Below are 23,278 nucleotides of genomic sequence, written 5' to 3'. Positions count from 1 at the left end.
GCTGGGTCATAGGTGGTGTTGGTGAGTCCACCTACTGTACCATCATCGCCATTGATAGTGACTGGATTGACTGTGCCGACGTTTATGCTGTTAGCTAGGCTAAACTCAACCCCGTCAGCGGTGGTTGTGGTGATGACATTGCCATCAGCTTCGGTGAAATTAACGGTATCACCAAGCTGGTAGTTGTTGTCGGTATCACCATCGCCAACGTTAAAGCCTTTGGCTACATTGGTGTTGGTCTCGGTCAATTGACTGACATTGACCGCATCATACGGGTTAGTACCCGCAGCAACCTTAGTGATTTTATCACCGCCAACATCAAGACCATCTGCTGTGGAAGATAGTTCTGTACTATCACCTGCAGTATCTCCAATAATCACAGAGTCTGTTGCAGTGACTGTTTCAAAGACAGGCGTATCGCTCACTGAATAAGTAAATACTGAACCATTTTGATCGAGCACCATATTGTCGCCAGCTTGCAACGTCACTGTGTCTTGGTTCTTTATGTTTTCTGAAGCCACAACCCCTGTAGTGCTACCAGTGCCTGTACTGCCAGCAATTGCATTAAAGCCAGAATTGTTTACGGCATCTACCAAATCACCAGTAGTGGCTATCGCTTCTGCATTAAGTGTTTCTGCTAAACCTGTACTGGTATTTTGAGTAACGTCACCAGTATTCACACTGATAACACCAGTATTAGGGTCAGTGACTAATGTATCATTATCCGTGTTAACGGACACATCAAAGATAGTCGCACCATCTGCCGTCGTACCACTATCATCAACATTAATAGACTTATTACTTGAAACAACTTCTTCGCTAAGACCTGTAACAGCACTTTCTAACTGACTAACATTTACGGCATCAGTATCAGCCACACCTTCGGCAACATTAACAATGGTATTGTTACCATTATCCAGTCCGTCAGTATTCAATCTAACCCTGTCTTTACTTGTATCTTGCGGCGTTATTGCAATACCATCTCCAGTAATTTGAGTCTCATTTCCAGTAGCATCTACAAATGTAGCATTCGATAAACCTGTTAAACTTTTAGCGAGTTTAATCTCTAGTGTCTTTGTTGTTTCGTCAGATACAACACCAATATTATCATCAGTTAATAAATTTGGGTCGGTGATACCACCTTCAACATTAACAGTTTCCCCAAGTTGTCGACCAAAATCAGCGCCACTGTCACCAGAGAATGTTAGCGGTGTATTCGCCAGTTCATTTAACTGACTACCATTAACGGCATCTGTAGAAGAGGAACTGACTTCACCTGCAGCGACATTGGTAATTTTATCGCCGCCAACATCTAGACCGTCTGCGGTGCTGGTCAATACGGTGTTGTCGCCTGCAGTGTCCCCTATGGTCACACTGTCTGTTGCCGTGACGGTAGTGAAGACAGGATTATCTGCCAATTGTACTTGTACCTGACCATCGGTAACAACCGTTTGCACGTTCTTAGCAGAATAATTACCTTCAGTTGCAGTATTTGAGGTATCTTTAGCCAAAGCAATAGCTGAATTGGACCCTATAATATTAAAAGTGCTGCCAAGCTTTTGTTGCGAACCATTAGCGTCTGTATCAGCATTGGTGTTGCCAGTAAATGTTAACGGTGAATTAGCTAAATTTGCTACTGACTTAAGTTGTGATACGTTGACTGCATCGCTGTCTTCTGAACCTGCAGCCAAATTAGTAATTTGACGTGAGTTATCAGAATTACCTACTGATACTGCACCATAAGCACCCTTAACAGTTGCAGATATCGCATCTTTATCGGTTTGCGTGGCTTCATCAAGTGCATAAACCGTATCACTTGCTGCAGTAGCAGTATTGGAAGTCGCTGCACCAGAAGCTAAAACTTCTCTATTAGCAACAGATTGCCCACCTAAAGCAACACCATAGTACACAGACGCATCAGCTTTTGACCCTAAAGCAACCGCTCTCGTTTCAGTAGATGAAGAACCTTCACCAAAAGCGACAGCACCATCAGCTGTTGCTCTAGCTTGCGCACCAATTGCAACTGGCGTCGCATTTGAGCCATCCGGTTTTGTTTCACCCGTATAATAAGACTCCGCATATGCACCAATTGCAATCCCCCCACCTTGGACACCAGTGCCGTTGAAAGTATTGGGTCCATCTTCGCCAGATACTTTCGCATTGTTACCGATAGCGATACCGGAAAATGTCTCGTTTTTCGCTTCGTCCCCTATGACTACTGCGCCACCACCAGGACTATTAGTAGTTGCCGAATTACCTATAACAACATTAGGACTGTTTAGATTATCAGCACCTGAGGGAGCATCCCAAAGATATGTTACAGAACTTGCAGAATCTGCACCAATAACTATATCACCAGTTTGGGAGTTCGTAACACCGTTCGAGATATAATCTAAGTTAGAGGAAGCATTATTACCGACAACAATAGAATCGTTATTCTGTACAGAGGTGTTTGTGCCTACAGCGATACTATCATTTCCTAGAGCAGTTGCATTAATGCCTGCCGCCAATGAACTACTTCCTGTAGCGCCAGCCGCTTCATTTACCTTACCCTCATTTGTTGATGCATCACCAGTACCATCATTTGTACCATCATTAACATGAAAATAGGTATCTTTATCTACCGCTTTTAGCTGCGCGACATTAACCGCATCGGTATCTTTAGACCCTGCTGCAACTCCTGTAATTTGGCGGGTTACCCAATTGGCTTCATCAGAATCAGACGTATCACCTACAGATACCGCAGCAGTCGTGGCTCTCCATGTCGAAGTCTCATCTAATGACGCCGTACCTGTAAGCGAATCATAACCACTCTCAGTAGGCACAACTCTATCAGCAACAGACTTTGACCCAAGCGCCACGCCATCTGCTATAGTGGCTTGAGCAGACTTACCTATAGCCGTACTACTTGACCCGTCTGCTAGTGATGAGTTACCAATTGCTACTGCACTACTACCTAAGGCTCTGGCACCTGGATTAGCTGTATTGCGTCCGCCACCAATAGCAACTGACGTTGTACCATCAGCTACAGCAGCCTTACTGGAAGCACCTTCACCTGTACCACCACCTATAGCAGTAGAGCCTGAGCCTCTTGCATTTGCAGAACGGCCTATTGCTGTTGCATATTTTGTACTTGCAACAGTATCGGTACCGATAGCTGTTGAATTATCTCCAATAGAATTGGCGCTTTCACCTATAGCGACACTTTTAGCACCACTAGAACTGGATTTAAAACCCATTGCGACTGAATCATTGCCTGAAGCTTGCGCATCTGCGCCCGCTGCTATAGCATCATCACCCGTTGCACCATCATTATTATAATTATCTTTATTACTGCTACTGTTTACGCTATAAAAATGAGTTTGGGCAGATTTAAGTTGAGCGACGTTAACCGCATCGGTATTTTTAGATCCTGCTGCAACGCTAGTGATTTGTCGAGTGACTGTTGTTCCATCACCTACTGACACAGCACTCGTGGTTGCTCGCCATGTTGATGAGGTCTCTGTAGAATTAGTACCCGTAATGGCATCATATCCGCTCACAGTAGGCACATCTCTATTGGCTACAGCCTTTGAGCCTAGCGCAACGCTATCTTTAACGCTTGCAGTAGTACCAGTGCCTAGTGCAGTTGAATTTATCCCAGCAGCTTCAACATTAGCGTCATAACCTAAAGCGATAGAATTGGTTGACCCTTTTGCGGTTTTAGAATTACTACCAATGGCAATAGACGAGTCACCATCAGACTCTGCAACTTGTCTAGATGCATTTTCTCCACCCCCGATAGATACCGAAAAATCACCATCAGAACTAACTTCTCTATCTATACGATTTTTGTTGCGTTGAGTACCGATGGCAATGGCAAAATCACCATTGACAATCATATCATTACCAATGCCGATACTTTGCTGACCATTAACATAAATTTCAGAACCGATGGCAACCTGTTCAGGACTAGAACCACTGGTATGCGTTTGATTACCAATAGCTAGGCTAGCCGAACTCTGAGCAATTGCATCCCTACCAATGACAACACTACCATGACCTAGAGACTGTGCTCTTCTGCCAATTGCAATAGTTTCATACACCCTTTTATTAAGTGGTACATTATCCGCACTGATAGCCTTAGCTTGACCACCGATAACAATATTTTGATAATCGTTTGTTATAGCGTTTGTACCAATAACCACTGAATTTGGGGCTTGACTTACTCCATTCGTAGTTAATGAAACTTTAGCGTTCTTCCCAATTGCGATACTATTATCACCAGTGGCTTGGGCATTTACACCTGCCGCTAAGGCATCATCTCCAGTAGCGCCAGCCGCTTCATCTACCTTGCCCTCATTTGTTGTTGCATTACCAGTACCATCATTAGTGCCATCATTGACATGAAAATAGGTATCTGGACTTGGTAGAGTAGTTGGATCTACCGAAAAATTAAAGGTTCTATTTTCATAGTTAACAGCCACCCCATTACTGCCAACAAAGTTAATGTCATCATCTTCACTAGCTGTAAGACTATCATTGACGATGACACCTAAAAGACGAGTACCAGCACCGTCAGCATCAACTAAATCTGCAGCCATAACCTGACCACTTCCAACAAGTAACATAGCAGCCACTATGGCTTTTAGAGTTAATACGGAGCTACCTTCAGTGCTACCGCTACTACCGATATTTTTTTTGCCTACTGAGCGATTACTTTTTTTACCTTGTCCTTTTGCGTATTCTGCAACCGCGTTAAAGGTGCCAGTGGCTTTATTAAATATTACTTTATAGATATGGTTCATAAGGTTCTCTTAAGTATTGATAATTTGGTACAGCATCATGACATTGACTTTGACTTATTAATTAAAACCAGTTAAGTCAATAGAATGCCACGCAAAAAAAACCCTAAACTCTTTTTTGAGTTTAGGGTGCTATACGAATAAAGGATTAAATGTTGTATTAATTAGACAACGATCAGCATCTATGCGCACACTGGCTAATCGTATTTGAGGAGAGGCTAAAAGAAAGGGCATAATATTATTGGTTCTATGAGTTATATTCTTTAGGATAAAACTATTATAAGTATGTATAAATATATTCAACATATTTAAATCACTCCTAAAAAGATCTTTAATGGTCCAAAATTATGCTATGTGTTACATCAAAAAATACATCGAAAATATAGAGCTTATTTAGTAATACTCTTAAAATTCAAAATCTATTTAATTATATTATTAGACTTTGATAACATAATAATCTCGATAACTGTTTGAAAATTAAATATTAAACGGTTCTATGAGGGTTATTTTAAAAAGATAAATTTGATTACATACCATGATTAAAGAGTAATAAATGCTTATAGTCAATATTTTTCTTACTATAATTGTTACATTTTTAAAAGCTACTCTATAATAATTGTTTAGATTTAAAATTTGATTATTTACCCATACTTCACAGCTTATATACTTTAAATTTATCTTTTATTTTTTTGAAATGATGCCATTAGCTAAATTCAAATAGGCGATATCTATGGAATACGAACGTAATCTATAAAGGTTTGATATACTATGCCATAACGTCATCATATGTTTATAACCGCCCGACTCTTAATAACCGCCTTATACCATTTTAAATAATGGATATATTTAGATTAGAGCCAATATGTTAACTACTAGCTTCAAACCATCTGAATTAATACCCTCTAAGCTAACCGCATCCAATCTCACTGTCTTAGAACTAAACAAAGTAACCATTCAGCGTGGTGATTTTCCGTTGTGTGAAGAGGTTGATTTAATATTACAGTCTGGTGAAATTTGTCATCTAATCGGCGCAAATGGTACTGGTAAAACCACCCTATTGATGCAGCTTGCAGGCTTATTGCCGCTTCTTGAGGGAGAGGTGTTTTATTTAGAGCAGCCCACCCTTCCTATTGCCCCTTTATATGTCTCCCACCAGCTGGGTATTCATCCTAGCTTGACTGTTGAGCAGAACCTTACTTTTTTATTAAATATATATGGGGTTGACCCATCTTCTGAAGATATCGAGCGTGCACTAGACTGGGTAGATTTGACGGGTTTTGAACATATGGGTAGTAATCAGCTCTCAGCGGGTCAAACTCGGCGCGTTACTTTGGCTCGACTGTATTTAATGAATTCAGAACACACTCCTTTATGGTTACTAGACGAGCCATTTACGGCGCTTGATGTAGGTATGGTCGCCAGGCTGCAACAAAGACTACAGCAGTACGTAAATAATGGCGGTGCGGTATTAATGACCAGTCACCAGCCCGTTGCAGTTGCTAATAAATCATTAAATTTATCCGATTATCTACCTAATTATCTAAATGATTATTTAAATGGTTATCTATCTGATTGTTCGCAGGATGCAGCGCTTAAGGATGAGATATCAGATCTTTATCAGTCCACTGATGAAGGGATAAATTAATGACTCCAAATACAGACACTTCTAATCCTAGTTCTGACTTCATCGCTACCGCCCCTTTGGGGATAAGTGGGGGTCAGCTGTGGCGCCGTGAATGGCAAGTTAAGCAGCAAGGGGCAGTGCAATGGCTATATCCTTTGGTTTTATTTTTGGTTATCATTACTTTATTTCCATTAGCTGCAGGTAGTGAGCCACAGTTATTGCAGCGACTGGGCGTGCCTGCGGTATGGATAGCAGCACTATTATCTTTAGTCATGGGTGTCGATGGGTTATTTAAACCCGCGATGGATAATGGCATCTTGGCACAGCTTGTGGTCTCCCGAACGTCGATACCTCTGTGGGTACTTATTCGTCTTACGATTCACTGGATCTTTAGTAGTGGACTGGTGGCTTTATTGAGCTTACTTGCTGTACCCTTATTTGGGCTGACATGGGGTGAGGCCGGTGCCTTATTGGTCTCTATATTAGTGGGTAGCCCCATGTTATTAATGCTATCTGCAATTGCCAGCAGCTTAACCTTATCACTTAAAAACGGCGCGGTTTTAGTACCGCTTATCGCCTTACCAATGCAGCTGCCAGTACTTATATTTTCAACAGGCGCTGTTGATTTGTATGCAACGGGTCTAAACGGGCTTCCTATTTTAGCGTTACTGGCTGCTGGTAGTATTATGTCGGTGCTCATTATGCCTTGGGCGATTGCCATGACCCTTAAAATGGCATGGCTAAATTAAGTCAAATATTTGCTATAATAGTAATAGCATAGTCCTATACACCAGCTATTCAATAATCGTGTCTTATTATTTTATATAGCCAACTTATAGATAGCTGGCTAAATGAAACGTAAAGTCACTTATTAATTCCCTATAGCGGTATGCTTTAATCAAAGAAGTCTTAAATGTTTACAAGGCAACCGAGAGCAAATACCACGTTTGTCAGAATAGCAAGATTAACACCGTAATTGTTTAGTAGATCGCTGACTGTACCTAAATAAACTAATTTCTTATTGATCTGAGTTATTGATCTGAGTGCTTAAGTAAACCAGCACTGTTTTTGCAAATATTGTGGCTTACAAGGTCGTTCCATTATGCCAAATGCTAAATCAAGTTCAAATTCTGGATTTTTCTCCCGCCTATGGCAAGGGTTTTTGACCACTGTCGGCACGCGTGAGTTTTTTCGGATATTTTCCCCTTGGGTAAAATGGTTGGCTATTATTGCGGCCATTATGCTTATTGTTGGTAGTATCTGGGGACTGGCATTTGCCCCGCCCGATTACCTACAAGGCAATAGCTACCGAATTATATTTATCCACGTGCCTGCTGCTAGCATCGCCTTATCTATTTATTTTGCCTTAGCGGTACTGGGCGTTGTATTTTTGGTTTGGCGAATAAAAACCGCCAACTTAGTTGCTCAAGCTATTGCACCTATTGGATTTATTCTTTGTATTATAAGTTTGCTTACTGGTTCAATATGGGCGAAACCTACTTGGGGGACTTTTTGGGTGTGGGACGCACGGCTCACCTCTATGCTAATTTTAGCTTTCTTATATGCAGGCGTGATGGCATTATTTGCCGCGTTTGAACATACTCCAAATAGAGGTAAAGCTGCTGCCATATTATCGGTAGTCGGTGCCGTAAACTTACCTATTATTAAATACTCGGTTAACTGGTGGAATACACTACATCAAGGCACTACCTTAACCATTACCGAAGCCCCAAAAATGTCCATAGATATGTTAGCGCCTCTATTGCTGATGATTCTGGGCACATACTTTTTAATTGCAGCATTGGCCATTTATCGAACCAACACGCTTATTTTACGTCGTGATCAAAACAAAGCGTGGGTAAAAGAATATGTTCGCAGCTCAAGCTAGTAGCTGTTATGAATTACAGTTTTTATGATTAGTAGCTTTATAAACTGTCGCTCAAACTAACGGCTTCAATTAGCAGTTAAAATTAGTCATGAATTTATGAAGTTAGCTTAGATATCTAAATGGCGCTACAACGAAATTATTAGACTATCTACTCAGAACCTAGCCAACCAGCAAAGAGGAGTGAAAACATGCAGCCCTATTTTTACAGCTTTCAAGAGTTTTTAGCCATGGGCGAACATGGGGTCTACGTTTGGAGCACATGGGGTGTAACCATATTTGCAGTGCTTGGTTTTATTTTATTTAGCTTAACTCAGCGCCGCCGTCTTCTAAAGGAACTCAAAACACAACATGCTCGTCAACAACAGCGCTCAAAAGCCATTAAGCGTAAATAGATTAGGCGCAGATGACTATCCGAGTCTAAAAGATCAGCCGATTAATATCACAATATATACTGAGCACTACCTCACAGTAATACTGGAATTTTGAAACACCGACATTTTGAATACTAGGATTTGACACTGATATTTCGGACACACTGAATTTTGAAAAATTGAAATTAGGTAGACGTTTAATTCGCCTTTTGAATAGACGGCTTTTTAAAAAGACGCGGTAGTTATTATTTATAATCAAAGAAGTCTAAATGGTTACAAGGCAACCGAGTTCAAGTACTACTCATGTAGGCTTAGCGAGGTTAACGCTGTAACCGTTTAGTAGTTCTTTAACTATAATCTATTGATATTCAATCACATGGCTCAATCTATATATTATATAGCCATCTAATTAAATAACTAACTGAACAAACTTCTACCTAAACAAAGCGCTATGTAAACACAGAGTGATTTAAATGTTTGGCCAGTTGTGTTTGACCTTATAGCCACATCATGACTTAACCACTTTTAATAAAATTTTGATAAAGAGATATAGGCAAGACTATGAATGCTGTCCGTCGAAAAAAACTAATTTGGGTTGCCGCAACGTTAGCAGGTGCTATTGTCGCTGTCGTTTTAGTCATTTATGCTATTGGTCAGCAAACTGATTACTACTTCGACCCTACTGCTATTGCAGCTGGTGAAGCCCCTCAGGACAAACGTATCCGTGCAGGGGGTATGGTGGTAAAAGACAGTGTACAACGTGACCCTAATGATGATCTAAAAGTGCAATTTGCCATTACGGACTTTAACGAGTCTGTTCCTGTCAGCTATCAAGGTATTTTGCCTGACCTATTCGCGGAAAACTCTGGTGTCGTTGCCACCGGTAAGATGCAAGGTGAGGTATTTGTCGCCAGTGAAGTATTGGCCAAACATGATGAAAACTATATGCCGCCTGAAGTGGCTGCATCACTAAAAGAAGAACATGCACAAAAAGGCGTGTCGCCTGATTCAGAGCAGTTTAGTCCTGCTGTTCCTATTGCTCAAACTGAAGATGGCAATCACAGTACGCAAACATTGCAACAATAATTTTTACTATTATCTAGACTTTAAAGAGTAGCTTTGAAGAAACTGCGAATTATATTCTTATGTAGCTACTTTTTAAGATTAATATCTTTGATAGGCTCGCTGCTGTCAGTCTCAGTGCGAAACCAGCGTAACCAGATTTCATGCATGATAAAAAAGAGCACTGCCAATAAAAACGGCAAGATATAGTACAGCAGCCGAAATACCAATAATACAGCCACCATATACACTTTATCAACTTGGGGTAATGAGGCAATCATCGTTAATTCAAATACTCCAAGCCCGCCTGGTACGTGACTTAGGATAGCTAAGATCATTGACTGAACAAACGCTGAAAATACCGCAAAGTAGCTTGCACCCTCTACCCCGTGCGGTAATAGTAAATACAGCACAAAAGCAACACTGGCTAAATCTATAATTGAAATAACAATTTGTTTTACCAAAATCGAGGCAGGCGGCAGATCAAAACGCCATCTACCGAATTCTAAATGCCGCCCGTTTGAGCCAGACCAAACAACAATCACGATCACCAGCGCCAGTAAGCTCAGTCCTATTCCACGAATGACACCGACACTATGTAAAAAACTAGGTATTCCTGCCGAAACCTCAGCCAACTGTAGATCAAGCTGAGCCATCATGGTAACGGTTGCTTGCGGATTGATGGCCAAAGAAAGCGCTACTAAAGTGGTGATACCAAAGGTAAATGCCATAGACACCAACCACACCACATTTGCGATATTTTCAGGACGGATTTTATTCACCCTATACATTCGATAGCGCACACCTGTCGCTGACAATATGGCTAACCCTATGGTATGGCCGATGGCATAAGCGGTAAACGAGGTTAGTGCGATCTTGCGAAAGGGCAATTCAATCTTCATTTGCTTAAAAGCAATCGCATCATACAAAGTTAGAATTAAATAGCCAAAAGCCACCACAAGGACTGCACCTATGATGTTGATGGTTGGAATCTGTTCAATAGCCATCAATACGTCTGAAAACTTTATAGATTGAGTGAGTCCGTATAGCACTTTGATCGCCAACACAAAAATAGCCAACGTCAATAGAAAAACCACACTACGAAGTGCAATTGTCTTTGGGTTTAAGACTGTTTTTAGATCTTTGGGCATACTGATACTTTGCTAAACACGATGGGATATAGAGTGAGTGTGAAGATTTGATAACGTTATATGATAACAGCCTAGTCGGTATGTGTGTGCATTTATACCAAGTATTCATATATAAAAACAAAAAAACGAGCCCTAGGCTCGTTTTTTTTGACTGAGTTAAAGTGATTCAATCATTTGCAATCACTTTAAGCTGTCTTTGCTGATTAAACAGCAGTGATACCGTGGGCTTGTGGGCCTTTAGCGCCTTGAGTTACGGTGAACTCAACTTCTTGGCCTTCCGCTAAGGTTTTGAAACCTGAGCTTTGGATTTCGCTGTAATGAGCGAAAACGTCTGGACCAGTTTCTGGAGCGATAAAGCCAAAACCTTTAGCTTCGTTAAACCACTTTACTGTACCTTTGATAGTATCTGACATATGAATCATCCTATTTTAAAAAATAATGACCGATTTGGTCGGGTAACGCTTTGAGCAACTACGGTAAATCTTAAAACGGAGGATTAATGCTAATACTACGAGGTAATGATTTGCTGCGGGCTTCTCTTAAGCAGGAGCGTAGTATAGGTGGCTTACAATGATAAAGCAAGCACTATTTTAAAATAAAAATAAGATTTGGGTGTGTTGAACACTCAAATAATCTATAACTCTGCATTATCTTTAAAATAAGACTATGCTAATATGAGATAAGGTAACATTTAGTCGATCTGCTTAAGGATTATTTGCTGTAGTAAATTTATGCCGCTTATATAATTTATAAGTCGCCTGTATAAGTAAAGGTTTACCTGATTGCTTTGTGTGTCATGTAGCCTACACATTAACCCTATCAAACAACTGAACATTTAAAGGTATTTTAATGAGTTATCGTCATATATTGTTGGTCACCGATCTAAGGTCAGACGCTGATATAGTTGCGCAAAAAGCAAAATATATTCATTCTCGTCAAGAAAACGCCAAGCTTTCGGTACTCCACATCATCAAAGATACGGTCGTAGGCTTTGGCTATGAGATGGTTCCCGCAGCTAGCTTATATGATGAGATTGACGACGAGCGTTGTAAAGATGCGCGGCAAGAGCTTGGCGTATTTATGCAGCGTAATGGCCTAGACTGTGAGTCTCAGCAAGTTGCTACCGCAATCTCCAATAGCGAAGGCATTATTAATTACAGCCATAAAAATGACGTGGATCTAGTCATTATCGGACGTCACGAACGCCACGGTATCTCAGCTTGGATTAACGGCGCTACGGCGGACTGCATTTTGCCGAACGTGCCTTGTGATGTGCTGGTGGTGAAATTAGATAAGCCACCTAAATAGCTTATAGAAAGTAACTTATAAAAGGTAACTTATAAAAGGTAACTTATAGAAAACAACCTAAAGAAAACAACCTAAAGAAAACAGCCTCTAGAAAAATTAAAAGTAAAAGTAGAGAACTAATAAGTAAAGTAGGTAATAAAAAGGTAAAAAGCATTAAAACTAACCTGCGTTTTTAAGCTATGCATTAGGCAAGCGCCAGAGATACACACCGACGCTAAAACAAATCAAAGCGACCGTCCACGCAACCCATATTTGCTCATCAGGTACTGTGAAAAAAAGCATGGTACCTGATATGGTCATCATGACACTTGCCAGCAATTTGCCTCGCTTTGGCACGGCTCGGCGCTCTTCCCAATCCCTAACGTACTTACCCATATGCTCATGATTAATTAACCATAAATAAAACCGCTCCGAACCGCGAGCCCAACACGCCGCTGCTAACAGCACAAAAGGTGCCGTTGGCATCACTGGTAGCACCGCACCAATTACCCCTAACACAAAGAACACCCATCCTAATATCAAATAGATCCAGCGCATATGTGCGTACTTGGACTGATTGATATTGCCGGTATGACGATGCTGATTTTTGTCTAACATGTTTGACTCTGACATGTTTGACTCTGAATTGTTCGACTCTGAGGTATTCGGTTTTGTCATATCTACATCTAACTCATTCATATTCTCAAGTTGGATAAACTAAAATTACAACGCTGCTGTTACCCCAATATTATCCTGCTTAGCCGCTTGCGCTATTTTTAATGCTACAGCAGCATCAAAGCATGCAGCGCCTACTGACTTGAACAATGTTATTCCCTTGTCCTGCGCTTTACTATCAACTGTTAAGCGGCCTGAGACTAAATCCTTCAACTGTCCACTTAGCTTACGCCATTGCCACTGACAATCCTCATTATCATGCGCTTGTATGAGATCACCAGCTTCGCGTTTACCGCCTTCTAAGTCATCAATGACTACGTAAGCTGCTTTATCAATTATCGAATCGCTAACCTCTTTCATACTCGGCTGATAGGCGCCCACGGCATTAATATGGACATTGGCCTTGATTTGGTCTACTTCAAACAATCCCGTATCAGCCCGTGTCGCAAGATTTATAATATCAGCGTCTTCTATGGCAGTCTCCATGGACTCACAAACTGTTATCTTGACGTCCCAATCTGGATAATCTTGCGTAAACTTTTCTTTAAACTTATGCGCTGTATCAGTGGTTCGATTCCATAAGGTGACCTCTTCAATATGAAGACATACTGTCAATACGGCATTGAGTTGCTCATAAGCCATGCCGCCCGTGCCTACTACAGCGATAATTTTGCTATCAAGCTTTGCCATATATTTGGTAGCGACCCCTGATAAAGCCGCCGTGCGCACTTGTGTGACATAGATACCATCCATAAATGCCAACGTATCGCCAGTGGCTGTATCCGAAACCGTAATAGTCGCCACAGTGGTAGGTAAATCACGCTTAGGATTATCTGGACAAATAGTAACCAATTTAACCACGGCATATTCGTGCTCGCCATCAAAAACCACCAAGGGCATGGACAAATGTGTTCCTGCTGTGTTTTGTTTGTTGTTTTCATGCGTAGGGATAATCAGACGCTCGGGGGTTTTAACCCAGCTAGGGTTTTCATTTTGAATGGTTACTATTTTTTCAATCGCTTCAAGCGCCATGGGCATAGTAAGTTGCTGCTGGACAGTCTCCATATCTAGTATTTGCATAACAGATCCTTAATGAAATTTATATTGTTTTAGCTGACGTAGTGCCAATATTCTATTTAAAACTATATTCAAAGTTATATTAAAGGTTATATTGAAAGTTATATTAAAGGTTATATTCAAAAAATCTTGAGCTTAAAGTTCGACAGAGGCATAATTGGTCTGTTATCACCCTAAAGACCCTATTATCTTCAGGGGGTTAATATTTTTATTAATTAAAAGGATAGTGAATGTTGATGATGCCTAACACCCGCCCTAAGTTCTTAATCTTACCCTTAGCACTAGCCGCTATAGCGACGGTAAGTGGCTGTGCAACAAAAAGCCTTAGCCCAGAAGCGCGCTCCGCTTATGATGTTACCAAACAATCGTTACAAACTCAGCCTGTCAGTATTTTAAGTGATGGCTGTGTTCTATGGATTGAACTTGGTAAAGATGATATAAGATATCAAAGCTCTGAAGCACTTTCTGTTGCAATAGCTAAAACCCTAGAAGAAAGATTAAGCGAAAAAGGGGTCAATATTGTTAATACTGAAAGTCCATTGATTTGCGGCGCCATGTCAGAGCAAGAGTTAACAAGCATGGACATCCTCATGGATGAAGACGCTGATGAGATTCTAAACTCTACCTACCCTATTCTAAGCACCAGTAATACGAACGACGCTGAAACCAATCAAGCCTATATCGATCTTTATAAAGCATTAAAAGAGTCTGATAAAGTTAGTAAAGAAAATCCAGCTACTTTATACCAATGGCCACTTGGATTGGATGCAGCAAGTATTCAAAAGATTCGTCAAGCTCAGCAGTCCGACAAAGTATTTGTTATTTTAGCCACCGCCAACAAACAGTCCTTTGGTTTGCGAATGACAGCCGCATCCACCTCTCCTATTGCAGGCGCGCTTATAAACCGTCCACCTGGCAGTTATTATTCCATCTACTTGATAGACTTAAAGACCAACCGAGTAGAATGGTCAAAACTTGGCCGTATCGAATCTGATGTGTTCAAAAAGATAGACAGCACCATCCCCACTAAAGAGATGTTAGATCCCTTTTATGCGCAGTAAACATCTTAGGCCATAGTTTTTAAGGCACATTAACACCCCTGTAACGGGGTGTTTTTTTAAGCTTGAATTGAAGAGTTATGTCTTAAAGCAGCTTATCAATTAGGGTGCTTTTCATCCCACTCATCTGCCGCTTTGAGCATTTTTTTGATAATAAAAGAAGCGATAAAGGCCACTACCGTAATACCTGCAGCAAACACTGTGAGCAGCATAAAAAATCCACCATAGCTTTCTACCGCTAGGGCTTGGGTTAACTCCTGTCCTTTTTCCAAAGCAATATTGGTAGAGAATACCGCACCGATGATACCGCTTACTGCCATAGCCACCATAAATAAGCTGACTGAGAAGCTGGAAATCTTTTTTGGTGCTACAGAAAGTATATAAGCCACTACTAGGCTCCCCACAATCACTTCAGCGAATGCTTGGAAGAAATGAACTATTAAGAACACTTCAGGACGCAGCGCCACATCGGTACCAATATTCAAGATTGATACCGTAAATATAGCAAAAGCGGTGGTTGTCGCTATAAACGCAATACCAACTTTGGTTGGCGTACTAAGAAATATGTCACGTTTCTCTAAGCGATTGGTAATAAAGGCAATCATCGGACCCACTACTGCACACCATAATGGGTTCATGACCAACGACCCCTCAGGCTGAATCGGAATAAAGCCAAAGATATCCCCGCGCATGGTATTAATCGCCACGATATTCATTGAAGTCATCATTTGACCATAATAAACAAAGAAAGCGATGGTCAAAAATATCATGATTAAAATAGTGCCCATTCGCAGCTTGGTTGAGTGAGGCGCCTTGAGCATCAAATAAATAAAATAAGCAATGGCTGCAGCACTAATCGCATAGACAATATATTGACCGGTATTCATATCGGTAAACATATAGAACACAACCGCAATCATTAACGCGCTTATTCCTGCGAACTTTAACCAGTTTTGCACTGGCACTTTGGTTCGGTCAATTTCATCTGCGCCTGCCACAAAAGGTTTACGCATAATCAATAAGGACAACACGCCCAATCCACACATAATCGCCGCCAGCATAAAATTGCCTTTATAAGCGATAATGAGCGTCAAAAACGGAAACACATACTGACCTAAGAAGGCACCGACGTTATTTACCGAGTAGTTAATGGGATAAACCTTTTCAAAGTCTTCTTGAGAGCCAAAGGTAGTCTGAAACAAGGTTGGATAATTAGGCGACATCAAACCGCGACCATAACTTACTAAGGCAATCCCCATAAGACTCAACGACACATTGATATCTACTGCGCTAAGCATAAGCAGTACATAACCCAAAGTAAAAGCTGCATAGCCTATGGTCAGCGAACGATACGCCCCTAAAAGCCTGTCGCCTATAACCCCGCCCGCGATAGAAAACAACGTCCCTACGGCACCGAAAGCACCAATAACGAGCAGCGTGTCCGCTTCACTATACTGTAGCCGATCCAAAAAGAAAGGCGTGAGCACAATCATCACGCCATAGAATGACAGACCAAATGCCATCTGACAGAACATCATGGTCAGGTTTCTTTTATTAAACACGGTGCACCTCGACTTGAATTACAACAGATAGGGCGAGTTATTATTTACTCTTATGCGCCTACTATCATTAGCTTTATTAGGTTAGTGATGGATTTTTCGCTGCCTAGTCTAACCTAAGATTTTAGCCAATATATTTTTTTTGGTTTCAGTTTTGCAACCGTCAGGGGTGTGTGGATTGATTTTAGCGTTAAAAGCCAGTGGTTGCGCCTACCAGACCAGTTACGGTACAAGCGGTTAATAAAAGTGAGCTGGTTACGATTAATGCAAACGTTAGTTTTAAAAATTTCATAGCTTGTACCTTTATAAGTTGTGCTAGATAAGTTGTGCTAGATATAGGCATAACTCGATATACTGTCTCTTTATTGATGATTTATATATTAAAAAACCGCTACGACGTAACCTGTAGCGGTTCTCTGCCCTCAGCAAACCAAACATCTCGTTTTGATTTAATCACATCAATACAGTGTCAATCATGCATCATTTATCAAACAATGTTCAGCAATTAATTTGATAATTTTTGCTAAACAATGCTAAATTGAACTCAAATTGTATTAACAGATTGAACCTATGAGCAAATTACTGCGCAAACATTTAGAAGACCGTGAAATAAAAAAAGGATTAGGACAAGTCTCCGCATTTGTTGCCCTGTCTTTGGGTATCCTTACCACGCTTACTGCGCTGTGTTTTTTATTCCCTAATCTGCTCACCACGCCAGATTTTAGACCCTTATACGATGCAAATATTTTACGAGGCGTGTTATTTGGCAGTATCGTTATCTTCATAATTTCGACCCTGCTTCGAGTTAAATATGTAGACGGTGTTTTGCTTCACATAATCAACTTCATCTACGCCTGCTTCAGTAAGATTAGTCGAAGATAGCTTATCGCTACTACCTTATAATGCATCGTTGAAACTTTGGTCGGCCTCTGGTTGTGGCGCTAATGGGTTAGGTAATTTATTCAGTGCCGCTGAATAATAATTTACAAAGTCATAGTCGCTCTTGGCTTTTACCAAAGAATAACTTCCAAGCTCTTTTTCAACGGGTTCAGGATTGGTATCAACTACTACGTCCTCATTATTACCATCTTCATTGCAAGCAGTTAAACCCATTGAACTGGCAATAATAATGGCATTTATCGTAAGCGTAAGTGGATTAAGTGAAAATTATGTTTTAATGATGGAGCCCCTTATATCAATATAATTTAATACGTTCTTAAGGGCTCCAAGGTGATACCCTACTCCACTATTGTAGGGTAATTTTCAACTGCCTTTAGGAATTTATATGTAAAAGTTAAACGATTCAAACTTTTTTAAAGTAGCCTTATTATGGCAATTTTATAGTTATTATTACCCGTAATATTTAATAGACAGGCTTATCTTTTAGAATAATTATAATGTCTATTTATGAGGTTATTAATTGTCAATAATCTGCTATTATTGGTAATTGATAGTCACGCCTATCATCATATCCTAAATCGAAAAGACATTAATTATGAATAAATTGCACCTATTAACATCTGCTATGCTCATTGCTTCGCTTGGTCTTACAGGTTGTGGTGGAGATGACAATAGCAGTTCATCTGTCACACACACGCCACCTGTAGATAACTCAGTCCCCACCCCCACAGTGCCTACTACAAGTGATGATATTCAATTAAATGGCGTTGTCACTGATAACAATGGTACGGCTTTAAAGGGTGTGAGTTTACAACTTGCAGACCAAACCGTTTTCACTAACAATGAAGGTAAGTATGCCTTAACAATAGATGACCGCTTAGAGGATGATGACGCAGTCTTATTGGTTAAAAAAACGGGCTACTTAACAACGGCACGCCAAATACCTTTAAATAGCGCAGGAAACTATACGCTAGATGTGACGTTAATGGCAGATCAGGTCGCAACATTGTTTGAATCAAGCACAGGCGTAACTCAGCCTATTAAGGCAGGCGCCTCTGTCGTTATACCCGCCAATAGCATTGTTAATGCGGATGGCAGCGACTATAACGGTACGGTTAACCTAAACGCTAACTACTACAATCCTGATTCGATTGAAGGAGCCAATGCCTTTGCTCAGCCTTATGCAGGGGTCGATCAAAGTGGTGAGAATGAAACACCAATCGTTACTGTAGGCGTGATTGATGTTAAACTGACAGACAGTATGGGTAACGCGCTTGATTTAAAGGAAGGCACTACCGCATCGCTTAACTTCCCAGAAGCCACGACTGCTCAGAACCTGCCCAGTATTCCGCTTTGGTATTACGATGAAGAGGCACTCATTTGGGTTAAAGATGGCACCGCATTGCGTCAAGCCGATGGTACTTATATTGGTCAAGTGAGTCATTTTACGCTTTGGAACCTAGACATTCCTTTAGCTGACAGCTCAGCTAAGATTGAGGGGTGTGTCATCGATATAAAGACAGGCAAGCCACCAACTGAAAAGTGGATAGGATCGGTAAGTGGACGTGGTTTTAATAATATGGGTGAAGCTGATATAGATGGAAAATTCAGTGCCCTTGTGCCTATTAATACACCTTTGACGCTATCAACATCACTCTATGCTAAAGCGACCTCGATTGAAGTGACCGTGCCTGCACAAGATAAAGACGCTGTTTATCAAGTTAACAATGGTGATTGTATTGAGGTAACGTTCATGGATGACGACATAACTAAAGATGAACCCGTTGTTGTAGAGCCTATCTTTGAGGTGTTACCCCTGACGCCGATCCAAATACCAAGTACGCCATCAAACAGCAATGGACTAATAGGCTATAGCTTTGATTTTGATACGGACAGTACTGACACACGTTTAGAAGATGTTGAGCTAATGACTTACACTATTTCAGATAATACTTGGCTATTTAAGGCCATTTCTCTTTATGGTAAAGATTTACTACCACCAGAGGTACTTAATTCACAAGGTATTTATGAGCTAACAACTTACACGTTAACTCAAAACGGTCTAAGTATTCAATATGTTATCAAAGCATCTGATACTAAAAGCATTACTACAGAAACTCCTAATGTTACACTGATAAACAATCGCTTTTTGCAAAGCTTTGACAATGGTCTAACTGCTGGTGGAGAGTTTCGTGAGCGTGCTTTGAGCAATCAAAGAATAGGCGACGTGTTGGCAACAGATGAATTTACTCCTACTAGTGTGATTTATGCTTTAAACGGCTTACCTGATAACTTGAGCGTCTTTACAGCTGATGCCAACTGTAAGGTAGCGATTTCTGAATTTGCTGTAAATACAGATTATATACAACTCAACTACCCTCTAGTTGATGCTAACGGTAATTCAAGAGACTTTCAAGGTATGGTTGATAGTTTAAGTAATCCTATCACAGGTGTCTGGGCAGGGTATAAATGGGCAGCAAATAACGCGCCAAAAGACCCATTAGATGATGATGACGATAATTTTGCTTATGCAAATATTAATAATAAAACTTATGTAGGTTTTTATAAGTTAGCCCAAGATAGTATTGCTACTCCTGATAACCAACAATGTGCCTTCTACAATGAGGCCGCTAAAAAACAAATTGTTGAGGCATTAAGCAGTGCATTTCCGAACTTATAAATTGAATGTGGCACTCTTTTATAAGACATGAACACTGGTCTACAGTTCATTGATATAAAATACTTTAAATATCGCTCATAGTAATATGGGCGATTTTTTATCGTTTTGATTTTTATTAGCTCTATCTATTGTATAGTCTGCGAACTGTTAAAGAGTTACGACACTAATCTCGTTAAGCCTACCCCCGTACTACTTGCTACTTACACTCGATTACCTTGAACCTTATTTATATGACTGCGATTATAGGTTAGACAAAGTTTTATAAAGCTTTCCATTAAGCAATTAAGGATAACTTTCCCAATAATCGGCAATAACGGCTGGAAAACAGTATTCTTTTGCCATAACGGTAATGGCAATCGGCACAAGGATAGACTTTGTTACCCCGCCAATGCTTTCGCACGTTGCCCCTGCTGGTACGTCATAATAGACCACTTGCGACGTGTTTTCTGGGCACACGTCTGAACATTGCATCTCTTCGATTACCGTGACACCGTTATGCACGCCAATCACTTGCTTAGGGATATATTCTACAGGCTGACGCTCATCCCACTTCGCTATTTTGATAAGCTCGGCATCGGTTAAGGTGTCATTAGTTGTTGGTGGTTTTGGTTGATTGAGTGTGGTTACGCAAGCCGTTAAACTTGCTGTGATTAGACATACAGTAAGAAGTTTAGTTGCTCGTTTGATGATGGGCATGGCGTTTCTCTTTTATAGTGACGGCAAGCTTCACTATAGCAGAAATAGCATAAATAAAGGAACGCTACAGTTCTAGGCTATAACGGTTCTCTGCCCTAAGTAAACTAAATATTTCACTTTGATTTAGAAATAATAGATACTAGGAATAAATTGTGATTTAATCGTATCAACATAGTGTAAATCATTCCAATCTTCAGAAAAAGAAGCGTGGGATAAAAACTTTTCTGCCTTTCTACCCATTTATGATGTGATATTCAAAACCGCTCATCTGCCCGCTCACCTACCCAAAAAATATGGGACGACATCAAATACCAAAGTACCCGAAGGTTTTGTGGCGCAAATGGTTTATCCGTTACAGAATGAAAAACGCAAGATAAATTGATTTAGCAATACAATTTTCAATACAGGGTAGCTGTTCTCGCTTTTTGCTTGTAGTTGGAAGGGCGTGGCGCACAGCGCCTAAGCCTAGCGACGTTCCAACATTCGAGCGACCACCTCTATCCAAGGCGCTGTATGCCAATGACCCGCCAATGGAACCGCTTAGAAATTCTTATTTAAAAGAATTTCTCTTGCGCACCTAAAATTGCAGTGCAATTTATTGACGGTGCTCAGGGGCTAAACCGCTCCTACGGCATAGCTTGATTAGCCATAATGACTCAAGTAGTAGACATAAAAAAACCGCTACATCGTAACACTGTAACGGTTTTTTCGCCCTAGGCAAACTAAAAACTTAATGTTAGATGCTAAGGATGAGTTGTATGTTTATTATACGAGTATCTGCGATTATTGCCAATATAAAAACTATTAGGTTCTTTTAGTTCACTAAATTAATATTTGAAACACTTCTTCTAGTTGAAGTCATTAAGGGTATAGCTTTTATGTGATTTATGTTTTATATCAAAGGTATATTTAAAACCCTCACCCTGAGTATGTTTTTTATAATTTATTATAATATCAAACAATTCATTCACTTCAAAAACATCAGAATTAAAGGTAATAATACAACTTTCCATTTCATCATTTAAATTAGTTTGTGTGGACTTATTCAAAAGTGTTCCTACTATTTCTATGAATAACTTGAGACTTCCTATATCGTATTCATCTGAATTAACCCTTATAGAAAGGGATAGAAAAGTTACATAATCTTCACTTCCTTCAAAAGAGTAACTTATATAGTCATTAATTGGATTTTTACCAGTTTTAAGAATATTGGAACTAGCCCTCCACTTTTCTAAATATAATGGGTCATAAGACTGCAAGTTTAAACCGTATTCCTTTTGTAAATACCCCATCTTTAACACAACATCATCGTAGAATCGTTAAGCCACCTGTCTGTACTGGGCAGGTGTCATATCATCAAGTGAATCATGGGGTCTTTGGGTGTTATAAACCTCAATCCAATCTTCAGTCAGTTGATTGACCTCGTTTAAATTGTTGAAAAGGTAACAATCTAAAACCTCATTGCGATAACTGCGATTAAACCGTTCAATATAAGCATTCTGATAAGGACAACCAGGTTCGATATAGTCAATGTAAATACCGTGAGCCGATGCCCAATCAGTGAATACGTGTGAGGTAAACTCACTACCATTATCCACACGAATTTGCTTAGGGTAACCATGCCACTCGGCTAGCTGATCAAGGTAGCGAATCACTCGAAGTGAGGGGATGCTGGTACCAATATCAATGCCTAATACTTCACGGTTATAATCATCAATCACATTAAAGGTTCGAAAGCGAATATTGTTATGTAGCTTATTGCTCATAAAGTCCATAGACCAAGTATGCCCTAATGCACTTGGCACACTTAGCGGCTGAGGATTGCGTGCTGGCAGTCGCCTTTTAGTCTTACGGCGTAGGTTTAAGTTTAACGCTTTGTAAACACGATGTACGCGCTTGTGATTCCATGAATAGCCAAGTGCTCGCATACGCTTAAAGCACTTTGGAAAACCCCAGCGATTATGCTTGTCAGTAAGCTCATTTAAGACATCAATAATCTCACTGTCATCAGATAGTTTAGGCTTGTAGTAATAAGCAGTTCGACTCATGCAGACCACCTGACAGCTAACCACAATACTAACACCATACTGCGCCTGCAGTTCTTGTGCCCAGACTTTACGTTCATGGACAGGCGCTATAGCTTTTTTATGATTTCTTCCTGCATTTGTGATTTGAGGCTTAAATCAGCATACATCTGTTTAAGCCTACGGTTTTCTTCTTCTAGTTCTTTTAGTCGCTTGACGTCAGAGGCTTCCATACCTCCGTATTTAGACTTCCACTTGTAGTAGGTTGAACTAGCAATACCGTATTTACGGCACAGCTCTTTGGCAGGTATTCCAGCTTCTGCTTCTTTTAAGATTGATACTATTTGGGTTTCAGTCATTCGTTTGCTCATGTTAAAACTCCTTATGGGTATTTTATAAGAAATTCTACGTTTGAGCTGTGTTATTTTAGGGGATAGTTACA

The 23,278-nt window shown here is 40.3% G+C and carries 18 protein-coding genes and 1 pseudogene; 8 read left to right on the top strand and 11 right to left on the bottom strand.

The window, feature by feature from the left end; genetic code table 11:
* Nucleotides 1-4,787 (bottom strand): ESPR-type extended signal peptide-containing protein (locus tag AC2SLP_RS11080; RefSeq protein ID WP_486536723.1); only part of this gene is annotated, 4,787 nt, incomplete at its 3' end.
* Nucleotides 4,788-5,646: 859 nt separating this feature from the next.
* Here AC2SLP_RS11080 and ccmA point away from each other — a divergent pair.
* From ccmA to ccmE, 5 genes are all read left to right on the top strand, one after another.
* On the top strand, nucleotides 5,647-6,429 hold the full coding sequence (ccmA, locus tag AC2SLP_RS11075) for a heme ABC exporter ATP-binding protein CcmA (protein WP_486536722.1): 783 nt from the start codon (nucleotides 5,647-5,649) through the stop codon (nucleotides 6,427-6,429).
* On the top strand, nucleotides 6,429-7,157 hold the full coding sequence (locus tag AC2SLP_RS11070; RefSeq protein WP_486536721.1) for a heme exporter protein CcmB: 729 nt from the start codon (nucleotides 6,429-6,431) through the stop codon (nucleotides 7,155-7,157). The genes ccmA and AC2SLP_RS11070 overlap by 1 nt, the downstream gene beginning before the upstream one ends.
* Before the next feature lie 353 nt (nucleotides 7,158-7,510).
* Nucleotides 7,511-8,296: a heme ABC transporter permease CcmC gene (gene ccmC / locus AC2SLP_RS11065; protein ID WP_486536720.1), complete on the top strand. Its 786-nt coding sequence runs from the start codon at nucleotides 7,511-7,513 to the stop codon at nucleotides 8,294-8,296.
* A gap of 188 nt (nucleotides 8,297-8,484) precedes the next feature.
* Nucleotides 8,485-8,688: a heme exporter protein CcmD gene (gene ccmD / locus AC2SLP_RS11060; protein WP_486536719.1), complete on the top strand. Its 204-nt coding sequence runs from the start codon at nucleotides 8,485-8,487 to the stop codon at nucleotides 8,686-8,688.
* Nucleotides 8,689-9,228: 540 nt separating this feature from the next.
* Nucleotides 9,229-9,753 carry a cytochrome c maturation protein CcmE gene (gene ccmE / locus AC2SLP_RS11055; RefSeq protein ID WP_486536718.1) on the top strand — a complete coding sequence of 175 codons (525 nt, stop codon included), beginning with the start codon at nucleotides 9,229-9,231 and terminating at the stop codon, nucleotides 9,751-9,753.
* Nucleotides 9,754-9,818: 65 nt separating this feature from the next.
* On the opposite strand, the gene AC2SLP_RS11050 is transcribed toward ccmE, so the two are convergent.
* The gene (locus AC2SLP_RS11050) at nucleotides 9,819-10,880 is read right to left on the bottom strand and encodes a UPF0104 family protein (protein WP_486536717.1); all 1,062 of its coding nucleotides are present in this window, start codon (nucleotides 10,878-10,880) and stop codon (nucleotides 9,819-9,821) included.
* A gap of 203 nt (nucleotides 10,881-11,083) precedes the next feature.
* Entirely contained in the window at nucleotides 11,084-11,293 is a 210-nt protein-coding gene (locus AC2SLP_RS11045; protein WP_486536716.1) for a cold-shock protein, read from the bottom strand.
* Nucleotides 11,294-11,729: 436 nt separating this feature from the next.
* Here AC2SLP_RS11045 and AC2SLP_RS11040 point away from each other — a divergent pair, with 436 nt between their 5' ends.
* Nucleotides 11,730-12,188, top strand: coding sequence for a universal stress protein (locus AC2SLP_RS11040; RefSeq protein WP_486536715.1), 459 nt, complete (start codon nucleotides 11,730-11,732; stop codon nucleotides 12,186-12,188).
* A 177-nt stretch (nucleotides 12,189-12,365) separates the two neighbouring features.
* Here AC2SLP_RS11040 and AC2SLP_RS11035 read toward each other — a convergent pair whose 3' ends face one another.
* Both AC2SLP_RS11035 and AC2SLP_RS11030 read right to left on the bottom strand, forming a co-directional pair.
* Nucleotides 12,366-12,845, bottom strand: a complete 480-nt coding sequence (locus tag AC2SLP_RS11035) for a YbaN family protein (protein WP_486536714.1) — start codon at nucleotides 12,843-12,845, stop codon at nucleotides 12,366-12,368.
* 45 nt (nucleotides 12,846-12,890) lie between these two features.
* Nucleotides 12,891-13,922, bottom strand: a complete 1,032-nt coding sequence (locus AC2SLP_RS11030) for an ornithine cyclodeaminase family protein (RefSeq protein ID WP_486536713.1) — start codon at nucleotides 13,920-13,922, stop codon at nucleotides 12,891-12,893.
* Between the two features lie 227 nt (nucleotides 13,923-14,149).
* Here AC2SLP_RS11030 and AC2SLP_RS11025 point away from each other — a divergent pair, with 227 nt between their 5' ends.
* A complete protein-coding gene (locus AC2SLP_RS11025) occupies nucleotides 14,150-14,980 on the top strand; it encodes a hypothetical protein (RefSeq protein WP_486536712.1) in 831 nt (276 codons plus the stop codon).
* Between the two features lie 95 nt (nucleotides 14,981-15,075).
* Here AC2SLP_RS11025 and AC2SLP_RS11020 read toward each other — a convergent pair whose 3' ends face one another.
* From AC2SLP_RS11020 to AC2SLP_RS11010, 3 genes and pseudogenes are all read right to left on the bottom strand, one after another.
* Nucleotides 15,076-16,539, bottom strand: a complete 1,464-nt coding sequence (locus AC2SLP_RS11020) for a peptide MFS transporter (RefSeq protein WP_486536711.1) — start codon at nucleotides 16,537-16,539, stop codon at nucleotides 15,076-15,078.
* Between the two features lie 756 nt (nucleotides 16,540-17,295).
* A pseudogene (locus tag AC2SLP_RS11015) lies at nucleotides 17,296-17,403 on the bottom strand (hypothetical protein); the annotation flags it as partial.
* Between the two features lie 30 nt (nucleotides 17,404-17,433).
* Nucleotides 17,434-17,649, bottom strand: coding sequence for a hypothetical protein (locus AC2SLP_RS11010; protein WP_486536710.1), 216 nt, complete (start codon nucleotides 17,647-17,649; stop codon nucleotides 17,434-17,436).
* A gap of 382 nt (nucleotides 17,650-18,031) precedes the next feature.
* Between AC2SLP_RS11010 and AC2SLP_RS11005 the strand changes: the two genes are divergently transcribed.
* Nucleotides 18,032-20,116, top strand: a complete 2,085-nt coding sequence (locus tag AC2SLP_RS11005; protein WP_486536709.1) for a carboxypeptidase-like regulatory domain-containing protein — start codon at nucleotides 18,032-18,034, stop codon at nucleotides 20,114-20,116.
* 282 nt (nucleotides 20,117-20,398) lie between these two features.
* Here the strand turns inward: AC2SLP_RS11005 and AC2SLP_RS11000 are convergent, their stop codons facing one another.
* The 3 genes from AC2SLP_RS11000 to AC2SLP_RS10990 form a co-directional block, all read right to left on the bottom strand.
* Nucleotides 20,399-20,812: a hypothetical protein gene (locus tag AC2SLP_RS11000; protein WP_486536708.1), complete on the bottom strand. Its 414-nt coding sequence runs from the start codon at nucleotides 20,810-20,812 to the stop codon at nucleotides 20,399-20,401.
* An 848-nt stretch (nucleotides 20,813-21,660) separates the two neighbouring features.
* The gene (locus tag AC2SLP_RS10995; RefSeq protein ID WP_486536707.1) at nucleotides 21,661-22,113 is read right to left on the bottom strand and encodes a hypothetical protein; all 453 of its coding nucleotides are present in this window, start codon (nucleotides 22,111-22,113) and stop codon (nucleotides 21,661-21,663) included.
* 18 nt (nucleotides 22,114-22,131) lie between these two features.
* Nucleotides 22,132-23,207 (bottom strand): IS3 family transposase gene (locus AC2SLP_RS10990; RefSeq protein ID WP_486535053.1). Its coding sequence is split into 2 segments (ribosomal slippage): nucleotides 22,132-22,961 and nucleotides 22,961-23,207, totalling 1,077 coding nucleotides; the frame shifts between segments, so codons are not numbered across the junction.
* Nucleotides 23,208-23,278 lie beyond the last annotated feature (71 nt).

It is taken from the genome of Psychrobacter sp. CX21 (assembly GCF_057396255.1).
Note: the sequence above shows the minus strand (reverse complement) of the source record. Positions and strands in the feature narration are given on the sequence as shown.